The sequence below is a fragment of the Paragemmobacter ruber genome (genome assembly GCF_009908315.1).
Taxonomy (GTDB): Bacteria; Pseudomonadota; Alphaproteobacteria; order Rhodobacterales; family Rhodobacteraceae; genus Paragemmobacter; species Paragemmobacter ruber.
This window is the reverse complement of sequence record NZ_JAAATW010000002.1, coordinates 169,530-183,296: the sequence shown is the minus strand read 5'-3', so window position 1 is coordinate 183,296 and position 13,767 is coordinate 169,530. Positions and strand designations below refer to the sequence as shown.

At 66.5% G+C, this 13,767-nt stretch carries 16 protein-coding genes; 5 read left to right on the top strand and 11 right to left on the bottom strand.

Annotated features, from left to right (window positions below):
* Positions 1–58 precede the first annotated feature (58 nt).
* Positions 59–739 (bottom strand): Holliday junction branch migration protein RuvA, encoded by a 681-nt coding sequence (ruvA, locus tag GU920_RS09305; RefSeq protein WP_161766756.1) that lies wholly within the window; start codon positions 737–739, stop codon positions 59–61.
* Positions 736–1,254, bottom strand: a complete 519-nt coding sequence (gene ruvC / locus GU920_RS09300; RefSeq protein WP_161766755.1) for a crossover junction endodeoxyribonuclease RuvC — start codon at positions 1,252–1,254, stop codon at positions 736–738. Before ruvC ends, ruvA begins: the two co-directional genes overlap by 4 nt.
* Before the next feature lie 329 nt (positions 1,255–1,583).
* On the opposite strand from ruvC, the gene GU920_RS09295 reads away from it, so the two are divergent.
* A complete protein-coding gene (locus GU920_RS09295) occupies positions 1,584–1,787 on the top strand; it encodes a DUF1127 domain-containing protein (RefSeq protein WP_161766754.1) in 204 nt (67 codons plus the stop codon).
* Positions 1,788–1,945: 158 nt separating this feature from the next.
* Here GU920_RS09295 and GU920_RS09290 read toward each other — a convergent pair whose 3' ends face one another.
* From GU920_RS09290 to GU920_RS09260, 7 genes are all read right to left on the bottom strand, one after another.
* On the bottom strand, positions 1,946–2,299 hold the full coding sequence (locus GU920_RS09290) for a hypothetical protein (RefSeq protein WP_161766753.1): 354 nt from the start codon (positions 2,297–2,299) through the stop codon (positions 1,946–1,948).
* 119 nt (positions 2,300–2,418) lie between these two features.
* Positions 2,419–3,291: a 50S ribosomal protein L11 methyltransferase gene (locus GU920_RS09285; RefSeq protein WP_161766752.1), complete on the bottom strand. Its 873-nt coding sequence runs from the start codon at positions 3,289–3,291 to the stop codon at positions 2,419–2,421.
* Between the two features lie 35 nt (positions 3,292–3,326).
* A complete protein-coding gene (locus GU920_RS09280; protein WP_161766751.1) occupies positions 3,327–4,190 on the bottom strand; it encodes a class I SAM-dependent methyltransferase in 864 nt (287 codons plus the stop codon).
* A gap of 39 nt (positions 4,191–4,229) precedes the next feature.
* The gene (msrA, locus tag GU920_RS09275) at positions 4,230–4,880 is read right to left on the bottom strand and encodes a peptide-methionine (S)-S-oxide reductase MsrA (protein WP_161766750.1); all 651 of its coding nucleotides are present in this window, start codon (positions 4,878–4,880) and stop codon (positions 4,230–4,232) included.
* Between the two features lie 111 nt (positions 4,881–4,991).
* Positions 4,992–6,233 carry an MFS transporter gene (locus GU920_RS09270; RefSeq protein ID WP_161766749.1) on the bottom strand — a complete coding sequence of 414 codons (1,242 nt, stop codon included), beginning with the start codon at positions 6,231–6,233 and terminating at the stop codon, positions 4,992–4,994.
* Positions 6,234–6,338: 105 nt separating this feature from the next.
* Positions 6,339–6,884, bottom strand: a complete 546-nt coding sequence (locus GU920_RS09265) for a PepSY domain-containing protein (protein WP_235933202.1) — start codon at positions 6,882–6,884, stop codon at positions 6,339–6,341.
* Positions 6,885–7,110: 226 nt separating this feature from the next.
* Entirely contained in the window at positions 7,111–9,303 is a 2,193-nt protein-coding gene (locus tag GU920_RS09260) for a primosomal protein N' (protein WP_161766747.1), read from the bottom strand.
* An 87-nt stretch (positions 9,304–9,390) separates the two neighbouring features.
* On the opposite strand from GU920_RS09260, the gene fsa reads away from it, so the two are divergent.
* The 4 genes from fsa to GU920_RS09240 are packed head-to-tail and all read left to right on the top strand — an operon-like array spanning position 9,391 to position 12,462.
* Positions 9,391–10,044, top strand: coding sequence for a fructose-6-phosphate aldolase (gene fsa / locus GU920_RS09255; RefSeq protein WP_161766746.1), 654 nt, complete (start codon positions 9,391–9,393; stop codon positions 10,042–10,044).
* A 54-nt stretch (positions 10,045–10,098) separates the two neighbouring features.
* On the top strand, positions 10,099–10,794 hold the full coding sequence (locus GU920_RS09250; protein WP_161766745.1) for a DUF484 family protein: 696 nt from the start codon (positions 10,099–10,101) through the stop codon (positions 10,792–10,794).
* Positions 10,791–11,714, top strand: a complete 924-nt coding sequence (locus GU920_RS09245) for a tyrosine recombinase XerC (protein ID WP_161766744.1) — start codon at positions 10,791–10,793, stop codon at positions 11,712–11,714. The genes GU920_RS09250 and GU920_RS09245 overlap by 4 nt, the downstream gene beginning before the upstream one ends.
* A gap of 40 nt (positions 11,715–11,754) precedes the next feature.
* Positions 11,755–12,462, top strand: a complete 708-nt coding sequence (locus GU920_RS09240; RefSeq protein WP_161766743.1) for a CDP-alcohol phosphatidyltransferase family protein — start codon at positions 11,755–11,757, stop codon at positions 12,460–12,462.
* 83 nt (positions 12,463–12,545) lie between these two features.
* Here the strand turns inward: GU920_RS09240 and GU920_RS09235 are convergent, their stop codons facing one another.
* Together GU920_RS09235 and GU920_RS09230 are read right to left on the bottom strand one after the other, a co-directional pair.
* Positions 12,546–13,382: an EamA family transporter gene (locus tag GU920_RS09235; RefSeq protein ID WP_161766742.1), complete on the bottom strand. Its 837-nt coding sequence runs from the start codon at positions 13,380–13,382 to the stop codon at positions 12,546–12,548.
* A 120-nt stretch (positions 13,383–13,502) separates the two neighbouring features.
* Positions 13,503–13,766 (bottom strand): DUF3253 domain-containing protein, encoded by a 264-nt coding sequence (locus GU920_RS09230; RefSeq protein WP_161766741.1) that lies wholly within the window; start codon positions 13,764–13,766, stop codon positions 13,503–13,505.
* Position 13,767: the final 1 nt, after the last annotated feature.

The window sequence follows — 13,767 nt, the reverse complement described above, 5'->3', positions numbered from 1 at the left end:
CGGCCCTCCGCAGCCCACCCCTTCCTCAAGATGGGCAGCGCGACCCGCCGCGCAAGCCTTACTTGGGCGCAAGCAGCTTCAGCGAGGCCCGGATCAGCCCGGCTGCATCGACCTCCGGCATCTCTGCCGTCACCGTCGCCACGGCCTGCGCCGCATCGCCAGGACTGTAGCCAAGGTTCGCCAAGGCCGACAGCGCATCCGCATGCGCCGCCGCGCGGGCCTGCGCGCCCCGGTCCACCTTCGCCACCCGCTTCGGCGCCGTCGCGACGGGCTCGATCACCGCATCCGCCTCATCCGCCACGGCCGAGACTGCCAGCCGTCCGCCCATCGCCATCAATCCCGGCGCCTTCGCCTTCAACTCAAGGATCACCCGCTGCGCCAGTTTTGGCCCCACGCCGGGTGCCGCCTGCACCGCCCGCGCATCGCCCAAGCTGATCGCCCGCGCCACGCCTTCCGCGCCCAGCGCGCCAAGGATCGCCATCGACGCCTTCGCCCCCACGCCTTGCACCGTCATCAGAAGCTTGTGCCACTCCTTCTCCAGCATGGTCGGAAAGCCGAAGAGTTGCAGCAGATCCTCCCGCACCAGAAGATCGGTATAGAGCGACACCGCCTCTCCCACGCCCGGCAGCGCGGCCATGGTGCGCTCGTTCACATGGACGATGTATCCCACGCCACGCACTTCGATCAGCACCGTATCCGGCCCGCGCCAATCGAGCCGCCCTGAAATCTTGCCGATCATCCCACAGCCCTCTTCAGCGCCGCCTGCAACCGGCCCGCGCTCTGGCAGTGATGCGCATGACAGATCGCCACCGCCAGCGCATCCGCCGCATCCGGCCCCGCCACCTTCACCCCCGGCAGATGCAGCCTCACCATGTGATCCACCTGCACCTTGGCCGCATGGCCCACGCCCACCACCGTCTTCTTCACCGCATTGGGCGCATATTCCCCGACCGACAACCCGAATTGCGCCGGCACCAGCAGCGCGATCCCCCGCGCCTGACCCAGCTTGAGCGTCGCCACCGCATCCTTGTTCACGAACGTATGCTCTACCGCCGCCGTATCCGGCTGCCACTGCCGCAGCACCTCGGTCAGTTGGGCGTGCAGCGACAACAGGCGCTGCGCCAGATCGCCCTCGCCCTCGCCCGGCGCGGAATGGCAGATGCCATTGGCGACATGGGTCAGCCGCGCCCCGGCGACGTCGATCACCCCCCAGCCAAGGTTGCGAAGGCCGGGATCAATCCCCAGAACGCGCATGCCCGCCCCATTTCTTTTTTCTTGCGCCAGAACTAGCACGAAACGGGAACATCAGGCAAAGGACTTTTCTGCTTGCAGCCTTTGCGAAGGTTTTGTTATCCATAGCGGACAAGCGACGCTGCCCCCGTCAAAACCGACCTCGGATCTGACACAGGCGCAGCCGCCCGACATTAATCAAACAATAACGGCCCCTTTGGGGTCTTTTGTCATGCATGCGCTGCAAGGGTGAATTGCATCCGCAGCGCTGGCTTTGCACATGCAGCACGATTATATGCCTCTCACGAAGCGAAAACGCTTCAACCATGAGCAGTTTGTAAAGGATCAACCCCATGGCCGCCTTTGAAACGACCCGCCCGGCGCCGTTCGGCGCCATTTCGATCTTCCGCGCCGTCCAGTTCATCTCGAATGCCTATATCGCGTTCTCGAACTGGAACGACGCCCGCGTCACGCGCAACACCCTCGCCAAGCTCTCGGATCGCGAGCTGGACGATATCGGTCTGTGCCGTGGCGATATCGAAATGCTCGGTCGCTGAACCACAGCAACCGAACGACATGCCAGAGCCGTCGTCCGTGGGGGACGACGGCTCTTTGCATTTCAACTGGCGGCCTTGCCGACGGACACAGGAACCGCAGCGCATTCCACCTCAGCGCCCCGCCCGATCACCGGGCATGGGTGACAAGGTGGCAAGGCTCACAGGCGGCTGCGCTCCACCACGATCCCGATCCCCTTCGACACCAGCCGCGTGATCGGCTCGGACCGCATCAGGAACCCCTGCACGGCGTCGAACCCACCGCGCGCCTCGATCTCGGCCACACGGCGGTCAAAGGCCACATCGCCCATGTGATAGTGGATGGCGCCCTTCATCCCGAAGCACGCGCAAAACAGGAAAACGCCGATCCTGAAGACCGGGCGCCGCTGCACCGGCGTGCGATGATAGAAGGACCGCCCAAGCGTATCGGGCGCCTCAAAGCCGTATCCCATGGAATGGGCGCGTTCGATGCGCCCCACACGGGTATAGAAGTCTTCCAAATTAGGGTCAGACATGGCTTGCACCTGAATCACGACCCCCACCAATTTTAAGGCTTATGCAGAGATCATGGCAAAATTGGGGCAGAGCGCCCCCTTTGCCGTTTTTTTGCCGCAACTTTTAATACAACTTTGGTTTATTGCCGCCGCAGAACCAGCGTGGACCACTCGCCAATATCCTCGCGCCCCTCCAGCGCGAATCCCTCGGCCACATAGGCCGCCGTCACGGCCTCGGCCTGCACGACCAGCAGACCCGACAGGATCGCCAGCCCGCCTTGCGCCACATGCGCCGCCATATCGGGGGCCAGTTCGATCAGCGGCCCTTTCAGGATATTGGCAAAGACCAGATCAAAAGGGGCCGCCTCGGCCAGCCGTGGATGACCGAAGCCCGCCGCCTCCAGACATTCCACCCGGCCCTCCAGCCCGTTGATCCCCACATTGGCCACCGCCACCTCGACCGCCACCGCGTCGATGTCCGACGCGATCACCCGCGCTTCGGGCAGCACCGCTGCTGCCGCCATCGCCAGCACCGCCGTCCCCGCCCCGATATCGGCCACGCAAGCGGGCCGGAACCCACCGTCAAACAGCCGGTCAAACGCCCGCAGACAGCCCAGCGTGGTGCCATGATGCCCGGTGCCGAAGGCCACCGTCGCCTCGATCTGCAGGGCAACCCGCCCCGCAGGCACCTTGTCCGCGTCATGACTGCCGAACACGAAGAACCGCCCCGCCTCCACCGGGCTCAACTCGCGCCGCACCTTGGCAACCCAGTCGATCTCGGGCAGTTCCGAAAGCGCAAAGGGCTTTGCCCCAAAGGCCAGCGCGATCACCTCCAGCATCACCATGTCGGGCTTTTCCAGGAAATAGGCCCCCACCTCCCACAGCCCGCTGTCATCCTCGATCTCGAAGACGCCCACGCCGGTGGGTTCGGGGTCCATCCGCTCGATCGCATTGGCAAGCGCCACGGCGGCGTCTTCGCCCTCCAGCGTCGTCAGGGCGGAATAGGTGGGCATCTGGCGGTCTCCTCTAGGATCGCCCCCGGTAAACCCTAAACCGCCGCAGGGCGCAACCGCATCAGCAGATAGCGGTTGTTCCTGCGAAAGGCCTCACCCGTCCGCTCCGCCCCCGTCAGCCGCCGCATCAGCGACGCGCGCCGCCGCGCGCCCATGATCCGGCCCAAGACACCCACCGCCAGCCCGCGCAGCACGGGCCGCTTGGCACGCAACTCCCGGTCCATCCCCGTCACGCCCACGCCGAGGACATTGAAAAAGGCCTGCTCCACATCAATCGACGGCGCAACCTCATCGGTCACGTCCAACTCTTCCTCGATCACCAGCCCCTCGCGCGCGGCCGCCGCCTGAAAGGCCTCCACCACATGCCCGCCGCCCACGGTGCGATGGGGGTTGCGCAGCCAATCCCCATCCAGCCGCCGGAAACAGTCACCGATCACGATCGCCCCGCCCGGCGCCAAAAGCGCCTTCGCCCTCGGCAGGCTCTCTTCCAGCGGGATATACTGGAAACTCTCGGAAAACAGGCACAGGTCAAACGGTCCCGTCACCGCCGCCGTCTCGAACATCGCCTCATGCACCACCGCCTCGGGCGCGTTCTCGCGGCAGCGTGCCGCCAGAAAGGCCGACGGCACCACGATCTCCACCCGATGGCCCAGCGCGATCAGCCGCTTCGCCGTCTCGCCCGCGCCGCCACCGATATCGAGTATCCGCAACGCCCCGGCCGGAAACAGCGCCATCAGCCGCTGGCTATAGGCGTCCTGCGCCGCGCCCAGATTGGCCGCCACCGGCTTCAACCCGCCCCACAGCCCGTAATGCATATGTTCCTTGCCCGTCAGCCATTTGGCAAGCGCACAGCCCGCCTCAAGCCCGACGGTGCGCGTATCAATGCGCCCCGACCCCATCTGTCAGATGTCCCCCCCCTGAAAAGCGCTGCCGCGTCTTCAGGCGGTCAGTCCGATGGGGCAGGTTACCCCGGTCCCCCCGATGCCGCAATAACCGTCGGGATTCTTTGCCAGATACTGCTGATGGTAATCCTCGGCGAAATAGAAGGTCGGTGTCGGCAGGATCTCGGTCGTGATCGCCCCATACCCCGCCGCCGTCAGCCGCGCCTGATAGGCGGCCTTCGTCTCGCGCGCCGCCGCCTCCTGCGCCGCATCATAGACATAGATGCCGCTGCGATAGGTGGACCCGATATCGTTGCCCTGCCGCATCCCCTGCGTCGGATCATGCCCTTCCCAGAACAGCTTGAGCAGGCCCTCATAGGTGATGATGGCGGGGTCAAAGATCACGCGCACCACCTCGTTATGCCCGGTCAGCTGGGTGCAGGTCTCCTTGTAGGTCGGGTTCGGCGTGAAGCCGCCCGCATAGCCCACCATCGTCAGCCAGACGCCCTTGGTCTGCCAGAACTTCCGCTCCACCCCCCAGAAACAGCCCATGCCGAACATGGCCTCTGCCATGCCCTCCGGCACCGGGGATTTCAGAGGGATACCGCTCAGGAAATGCGTCTCCGCCGTGGGCAAAGGCTCAGGCCGCCCCGGCAGCGCCTTGTCCGGCGTGACCATTTCCATCTTGCGGCGATCCACGAAAAACATGTCCTCGGCCCTCCATAGCTTCCGCCCCAATATAGGGATCCGGCGCACAAATTTCTTGGAAGAAATTTGCAAAAATTTTCACAAGATTTTTGGCCCTCACTCCGCCGGCCCTTACTCCGCCGGTGCACCCTTAGCGCGCCACGACCCGAACACCGTCTCATAGCCCGGTTCCGGATGCCGCGGGATCATCAGCGCCAGCGCCAGCGCCACCCCGGCCATCCCGGCCCCCATCAGGAAGACGTAATCCGGCGACCGCGCCCACATGTATCCCAGCGCCGCAGGCAGGAACACCGCCGCGATGTGGTTGATCGTAAAGGCCACCGCCGCCGTGGGCGCGATATCGGCCGGATCGGCAATCTTCTGGAAATAGGTCTTCAACGCAAAGGACAGCGCAAAGAACATCTGGTCCAGAATGTACAGGCCCCCCGCGATCACGATCCCCCAGCCGAACCAGTACAGCCCGCCATAGGCCAGAAACACCAGCGTCAGCCCGACATATTCAAAGGCCATCACGTTGCGTTCGCCGAACCGGCCCAGCGCGCGGCCCATCGCGGGCGCCGCCACCATCTGCAGCACATAGTTCACCAGCAAAAGCATCGTCATCTCCGAGACCTTCATCCCGAAGCGTTCCACCATCATGAACCCGGCAAAGACCACGAAGATCTGCCGCCGCGCCCCCACCATGAACTGCAACGCGTAAAACAGCCAGTAGCGGCGGCGCAGGACCATGTGCCGGTTCTGCGGATGCGGCCCCTCGAACTGCGGATAGGCAAGATAGCAGAACAGCGCGATCCCCGCCGTGATCCCCCCCGACACCAGATAGACGGTGTCATAGGTCAGGTTCAGCCTGTCCCACAGCAGCACGATCGTGCCATAGGCCAGCAGCGACGCCCCCGATCCCACCCCCACGATCCAGCCCAACACCTGCGGCGCGCGCTTCTTGTCGATCCACTGCAACTGCAGCGACTGGTTCACTGTTTCAAAGTAGTGAAACCCGATCGACGAAAGCAGCGTCACCAAGAGCATGCCCCCAAAGGACGGAAACCACGCCGTCACCGCCGTGGCCAGGCCCAAAAGGCCCAGCGACGCCACGCCCAGCACCTGTTCGCGCAGAAACAGGATCAGAAAGATCACCCCGATGGCCAGAAAGCCGGGGATTTCCCGCACCGTGTGCAGCCAGCCGATCTCAACCCCGGAAAACTGCGCCGCCTCGATGACGAAGTTGTTCAGCAGCGCAGACCATGTCGCAAAGGCGATGGGCATCGCAAAAGCCATGAGGAACAGCAGGCTTTCCGGCCGCCGCCAAAGGGGCAGCCGCTCTGCATCGGCCAAGGTGACGATCCGCAGTCCCATACCCCGCCTCTACGCCCCTTGCGGGCGGCAGGACAGTCAAAACTTGTCACCGACACATTGCGCGCGGCGACAGCCCACCCGCGCGCACCGCTCCCCGGGGGGGCGCTATTCGCTTGCCGGTGCGGCGGCCGCGCTGTCGGGCGCATCGGCCCCCGCCGCAGGCCCTGCACCATCCGCAGGCGACGTGGCGGACCGGCTCACATCCGTCGCATGGGCATCCGCCGGGGCCGGATCGGCCGCCGCCGGCGCGGCCTCGCCCACGGGCCCAGTCGCGGGCGCAGTTGCGGGCGCAGTCGCGGGTGTCGGCACAGGGGATGTCACAGCCGCCGCCGCCGCGACAGGCGGTTCCGGCACGGGCGGCAAGACAGCGACCGGCGCAGGCGCAACATGCGGCGTCGCATCAATGATGATATCGCGCAACACCTTGCCGTTGCGGGGGTTCAACACCACTTCCCGCGTCCCCAGCACGCCCTCGGCCGTGATCCTGACACGCCCCAGAAGCGTGGTCCCGGTCTCGACCACGGTAAACCCCTGCGCCTCCAGCCGCGCGACCATCTGCTCCTCGGTCACCGCCTGCGCCAGCGCCATGCCGGGCATGGCCAAGCACAGCCCCGCGACCGCAACCACCACCCAGCGTCTGATCCCCGACATCATTCCCACCCCCGGCCCACCCGGGCGCGCCCCGGGCAACAGCCATTTCAAGCTTTCTTAATCCTTGTCCCTCAATGATTTGGCAGACTTGTGGCGACATATTGGGCGATTCGTGATTTTGCGAAATCCCTCTAATGGTCCATAGGCCCATGCGGCCCCGCATGGCGGGCCGCCGCGCGCAGCGCCCTTTCCCCGATGCGCGCCGCCCGTCCGTCACGCGCGCGATTTACAAAAAGCTCTGCGGATCAATGTCGATGGCCAGCCGCAGGTTGGCGGGCGGCTTCAGCTGCGCCACCCAGTCCGCCAGCGCCGCCTGCAAGGCCACGCCCTTCTCGGCCTTCACCAGAAGCCGCACCCGGTGCCGCCCCCGGACCCGCGCGATGGGCGCGGGCGCGGGGCCAAAGACCTGCGCCCCCACGCGCCGCAACGGCCCGTCGCGCCGCGCCAGTTCACCCGCAAAATCAAAAACCTGTGCCACATCAGGCGACGACAGGATGATCCCCGCCATCCGCCCGTAAGGCGGCACCCCCGCCGCCCGCCGCTCCGCCGCCTCGGCCCGCCAGAAGGCCTCTTCATCGCCCCCCAGAATCGCACGGATCACGGGATGCTCCGGCTGATGCGTCTGCAGCAGCGCCACGCCCTTGCGCCCCTCGGCCCGCCCCGCGCGCCCCGCCACCTGCCGCATCAGCTGAAACGTCCGCTCTGCCGCCCGCAGATCCGATCCCTGCAGCCCGAGATCCGCATCAATCACGCCGACCAGCGTCAGCAGCGGAAAGTTATGCCCCTTCGCCACGATCTGCGTGCCGATAATGATATCGGCCTCGCCCCCCGCGATCGCCTCGATCTGCGCCTTCAGCGCCCGCGCCGACCCGAACAGATCAGACGACAGCACCGCCACCCGCGCCTCGGGGAAACGCGCCGCCACCTCCTCGGCCAGCCGCTCCACCCCCGGCCCCACGGCGGCCATCCGCCCCTCCACCCCGCAGGCCGGGCAGGCCACGGGAACCGGCTTCGTCGCCCCGCATTGATGGCAGACCAGCCGCTTCTGGAACCGATGCTCCACCATCCGCGCGTCGCAATGGTCACATCCCACCTGATGCCCGCAGGCCCGGCACAGCGTCACCGGCGCATAGCCGCGCCGGTTCAGGAACAGCATCGCCTGTTCCCCCGCCGCCACCCGCGCCGCCACCTGCCCCGCCAGAGACTCGCTCACCCAGCGATCCGCTGGCAGCTTTTCGGCCCGCATGTCGATGGCCCGCATCTCGGGCATCTCCGCCGCACCGAACCGCGCGCTCAGGTCCAGCCGCCCATACTTCCCCGCCTCGACATTCGCCCAGGTCTCCAGCGACGGCGTCGCGCTGGCCAGCACCACCGGGCAACCCACGATCGACGCCCGCAAGACGCCCATGTCGCGCGCGTTATAAAGCACACCCTCCTCCTGCTTGTAGGAGGTATCATGTTCCTCATCGACGACGATCAGCCCCAGCCGCTGATAGGGCAGGAACAAGGCCGACCGCGCCCCCACCACCACCGACGCGCCCCCCGTCGCCACCATCTTCCAGACGCGCCGCCGCTCGGTCATCGTGACGCCGGAATGCCATTCCGCAGGCCGCGCCCCGAACCGCGCCTCCACCCGTTTCAGGAATTCCGCCGTCAGCGCGATCTCCGGCAGCAGCACCAGCGCCTGCCGCCCCGCGCGCAGACATTCCGCCACCGCCTCCAGATAGACCTCTGTCTTGCCCGACCCAGTCACCCCCTTCAGCAGCGTCGTGGAATACTCCCCCGCCGCCACCGCCGCGACAAGCGCATCCGCCGCCGCGACCTGATCACCCTGCAACGCGGGCCCGCCCCGAGGGTCCAGGGGCGGAAAAGGCAGATCGCGCGGCGCCTCTTCCTCCACCACCACCCCCAGCTTCACCAGCCCCTTGATGACCGATGTCCCGCACCCCGCCTCTTCCGCAAGCTCCCCCAAGGTCATCGGCGCGCCTTGAAACGCGCGCAAAGCCTCCACCACCCGATGCCGCGCATCGGTCAACTGGTTGGGCACCACCCCGCCCAGACGGTAGACCCGCCGCAGCGCCGCCCCCTCCATCAAGCCCGGCGCGCGGGTGGCCAAGCGCAGCATCTGCGGCAGGGGCGTCAGCGTGTAATCGGCCGCCCGTCCCAGAAAGGCGCGCAACTCCGCCCGCATCGGCGGCGCCTCCAGCACGCGCCCCACCGCGCGCACCTTGGCAATATCCCAATCCCCGCGCCCCGGCCCCCAGACCACGCCCAGCACCCGGCGCGGCCCCAGCGGCACCTCGACGAAATCCCCGTCGCCGCAGCCCCCTTCCGGCGCGCGGTAATCCAGCACGCGCCCCAAGGGCTCGGTCGTCAGCACCCCGACCAGCGCCCCCTCCGGATAGGTCCGGTCATGCACCGGTCAGCCCCCGCATATGTCTTTCGCCCGCCATGCCTTTGGGGTAAACCCGCCCCCGAAGCCCCGCAACCCATAAGGACCGCGCCGATGAAATTCTTTGTGGACACCGCCGATGTCGAAGCCATTGCCGAACTCAACGACCTTGGCATGGTGGACGGCGTCACCACCAACCCGTCGCTGATCCTGAAATCCGGCCGCGACATCATCGAGGTGACGCGCGAAATCTGCTCCATCGTCTCGGGTCCCGTCTCGGCCGAGGTCGTGGCCCTCAAGGCCGAAGACATGATCGCCGAAGGCCGCAAGCTGGCCGAGATCGCGCCGAACATCGCCGTCAAGGTGCCGCTGACGTGGGATGGCCTGAAAACCTGCAAGGTCCTGTCGGGCGAAGGCAAGATGGTCAACGTCACCCTCTGCTTCTCGGCCAATCAGGCGCTTCTCGCCGCCAAGGCCGGCGCCACCTTCATCTCCCCCTTCATCGGGCGGCTGGATGACATCAACCTCGACGGGCTGGAACTGATCGGCGACATCCGCACGATCTATGACAATTACGGCTTTGAAACCCAGATCCTCGCCGCCTCCGTCCGCACCGCGAACCACGTCACCCAATGCGCCCTGATCGGCGCCGACGTGATGACCGCGCCGCCCGCCGTCATCAAGGGCATGGCCTCGCATGTCCTTACCGACAAGGGGCTGGATCAGTTCATGAAGGACTGGGCAAAAACGGGGCAGAAGATCCTTTGATCTTCTGCTACACTGCCCGGCAAATCACCCATAAGAAACGGGCAGTGACATTACATGATCGAACCTGACCTGCGTGACCGGCTCCTGTCAGAGCCGGAACTTCTGCTGGAAGACCGCGACGTGATGAACGCCCTCATCGCCGCGAATGAGCGTGCGATGGGATCGAACATCGTCGATCTGCGCGGCATCGCGATGGAACGGCTCGAGGCGCGGCTTGACCGGCTGGAAGACACCCATCGCTCCGTCATCGCCGCCGCTTACGAAAACCTCGCAGGCACCAATCAGGTGCACCGCGCGATCCTGCAAATGCTCGACCCGCTCAGCTTCGAGGATTTCCTGAAAACCCTCGCCACCGACGTGGCCGCCACCCTGCGCGTGGATTGCGTCCGCCTCGTCTTGGAAAGCGTGCAGCCCGAGGACAGCCCCGCCCTCCTGCGCAAGCTGGGCGATGTGCTGTTTGTGGCCGAACCGGGCTTCGTGACCAGCTACCTCGCGGGCGGCCGCAACGTGCCGATGCGCCCCGTTGTCCTGCGGCAGGTCCAGCCCGACACGGATGATCTTTACGGCGAACGCGCCGGCTGGATCCGGTCCGAGGCGCTGATGCGCCTCGATTTCGGAACGGGCCGCCTGCCCGGGATGCTGGTCCTTGGCGCCGAAGACCCGCACCAGTTCAAACCCACCCATGGCACCGACCTGCTGGCCTTCTTCGCGGGCGTCTTCGAACGGACCATGCGCCGCTGGCTGTCATGACGACCCTCCTCTCGCCGCAAGAGCGCGACGCGCTGGAACGCTGGCTCACCCATCTGCGCGCGCTGGACGGGGCCGCCGCCAACACGATCACCGCCTATGCGCGCGACGTGACGCGGTTCCTCGCCTTTCTCTCCACCCATCGCGGCGGGACAGCAGGCACCGCCGCCCTGGCCAGCCTGCCGCAACAGGACATCCGCGCCTGGATGGCGCATGAACGCGCGCGCGGCCTGCAGGCCCGCTCGCTGGCCCGCGCGCTATCCGCCGTCAAAGGCTTCACCGCCTGGGCAGCAGATCGCGACGGCGTTGACGCCACCGCCATCCTGTCCACCCGCGGCCCCAAACACCGCCGCAAACTCCCCCGCCCCCTGTCCGAAGATGGCGCCCGCGCCATGCTGGAAACCGTGGGCGACCAAGCCCGCGAAGACTGGATCGCCGCCCGCGACACCGCCGTCGTCACCCTCCTCTACGGCTGCGGCCTGCGAATCTCCGAGGCGCTGAGTCTCACCGGGGCCGACCACCCCCTCCCCGACACGCTGCGCATCACCGGCAAGGGCGGCAAGACGCGCCTCGTCCCCGTCCTGCCCGCCGCCCGCGACGCCGTCGCCCGCTACGTCCGCCTCTGCCCCCATCCCCTGTCGCGCCACGAACCGCTCTTCCGCGGCGCGCGCGGTGGCGCGCTCAACCCCCGTCTCATCGCGCTGGTGATGGAAAAGACGCGGATGCAGCTCGGCCTGCCCGCCACCGCCACCCCCCACGCGCTCCGCCACAGCTTTGCCACCCACCTTCTGTCGGCCGGCGGCGACCTGCGCGCGATCCAGGAACTCTTGGGCCACGCCTCCCTGTCCACAACGCAGGCATATACCGCCGTTGACGCCGCCCGATTGATGGAAGTTTACGAAAAGGCGCACCCCCGCGCCTGAGGCGATTGCACGGGGCGCCATTTCGGGGCAAACCAAGACGATGGATATTCGTTTCAAGGCCCTCGGCGTTCACCTCCTCACCGCGACCGGCGCTGTGCTGTCGATGTTCGCCATGCTCGCCGCCGTGCAGGAACAGTGGAGCCTGATGTTCCTCTGGCTTGTCGTGGCGCTGCTGGTGGATGGGATCGACGGCCCCCTCGCCCGCCGCTACGACGTGACAAAAAACTGGCCCACCTATGACGGCGTCCTGATGGACCTGATCGTAGATTACCTGACCTATGTCTTCATCCCGGCCTATGCCCTGTTCAAATCCGGCCTGCTGCCGGGCTGGACCGGCTGGTTCGCCATCATCGCCATCGTCTATGGCTCGGTAGTCTATTTCGCCGACACGCGGATGAAGACGAAGGATAAATCCTTCTCCGGCTTTCCCGCCTGCTGGAACATGGTCATCCTCGTCCTCTTCGCCCTGCATCCGGCCTGGTGGGTCAGCCTGATCGTGGTCGTGGCGCTGACGGTGGGCATGTTCACGCCGCTGAAATTCGTCCACCCCGTGCGCACCGCGCGCTGGCGCCTTGTCACGCTGCCCATGGCGCTCGGCTGGGTGTTCTTCGCAGGCTGGGCGGCATGGGTGGATTTCAACCCGCAAAGCTGGGCGCATTGGGGGCTGGTGATCACCTCGCTCTACCTCACCTTCGCAGGCATCGCCCAGCAGATCATCCCCGACCGCAACATCGACCGGGTCACCTGACCCGGCAGGACGCGCTGCCTCTGCCGGATGCCCTGCGGAAAAACCCTTCCCACGAACAGCATCCGCCGGAAGCCCCGGATCGCCTAAAGTCGCGTCAGCACCACCCCGGCCACGATCACCAGCGCCGCCACGGCCTTTTCTACCCCCATCTTCTCGCCAAAGGCCAGCCAGCCGATCAGCACCGCAAACAGGATCGACGTCTCGCGCAACGCCGCCACCACCGCCAGGGGCGCCACCGTCATCGCCCAGACCGATACCGCATAAGCCCCATAGGACGCAGCCGAGGCGAAGGTCGCCAACCCCCAGGCGCGGCCGTCCCGCGGGATCACGCCCGCGCCCTTCCAGAGCAGCATTCCCGTGGTAAAGATCAGCCCATCCGCCACAAAGACCCAGGCCACATAGGCCACCGCATCGCCCGAAACCCGCGCCCCCAGCCCGTCAATCATCGTATAGGTCGCGGTGGCGCAGGCCGACCCCAGCGCAAAGGGCAAAAGCCGCCGATCCTCACCCCGCGTGAAAACCCCCCGCGCCATCAAGAGGATGCCCGCGCCCAGCACCGCGATCCCCAGATATTCCCGCGTGCTGATCGCATCGGCCAGCGTGAAAGCCCCGACCAGCGCCACCACCATCGGCGCCGCCCCCCGCGCGATCGGATAGACCCGGCTCAGATCCCCCCGCTCATAGGCGAAGACGAGGAAGGACTTGTAGCAGAAATGCGTGCAGCCCGAGGCGAGGATCCACCACCACACCTCCGGCTTGGGCCAAGGACAGAACATCGCGATCGTCAATCCGATGGGGATCTCGGCAATCGACAGGATCACCATCCCGCCCGCCTTGGACGTGCCCACCTTGATCAGCGCATTCCACAAGGCGTGCAGGAAGGCCGCCGCCAGAACCGCCAGAAAGACGCCGAAAGTCACCGGACACCTGTCATGAAATCGTTACGAAACGGCTAATCCTCCGGCTGCACGAGGGCAAGCCGCAAAGCAGCGTTCCGCGATCTGGCCCTATCTCGCAACGGATCTGGCCCTAAGCCGGGATCACTGCGCCGGACTGTCCCGCAGCGTCAACCGGATCGGCCCCCGTGCCGCCACCGGGTCCACCGGCACGCCATTCTGCGTGGCCACCACATCCGGATGCCCCGCCGCCACGCGCCGCACCTCGCCCATGAGGGGCCGCCAATCCGCGGCCAGCGCCTTGGCCGCCTCCGACGGGCAAAAGCTTTTGCCCCGGCCCCGCCGCAGCGCAAGGTCCGTCAGGACCGCCGCAATTGCCGCATCCGTAGGATGGGCAGTATTGCCCATC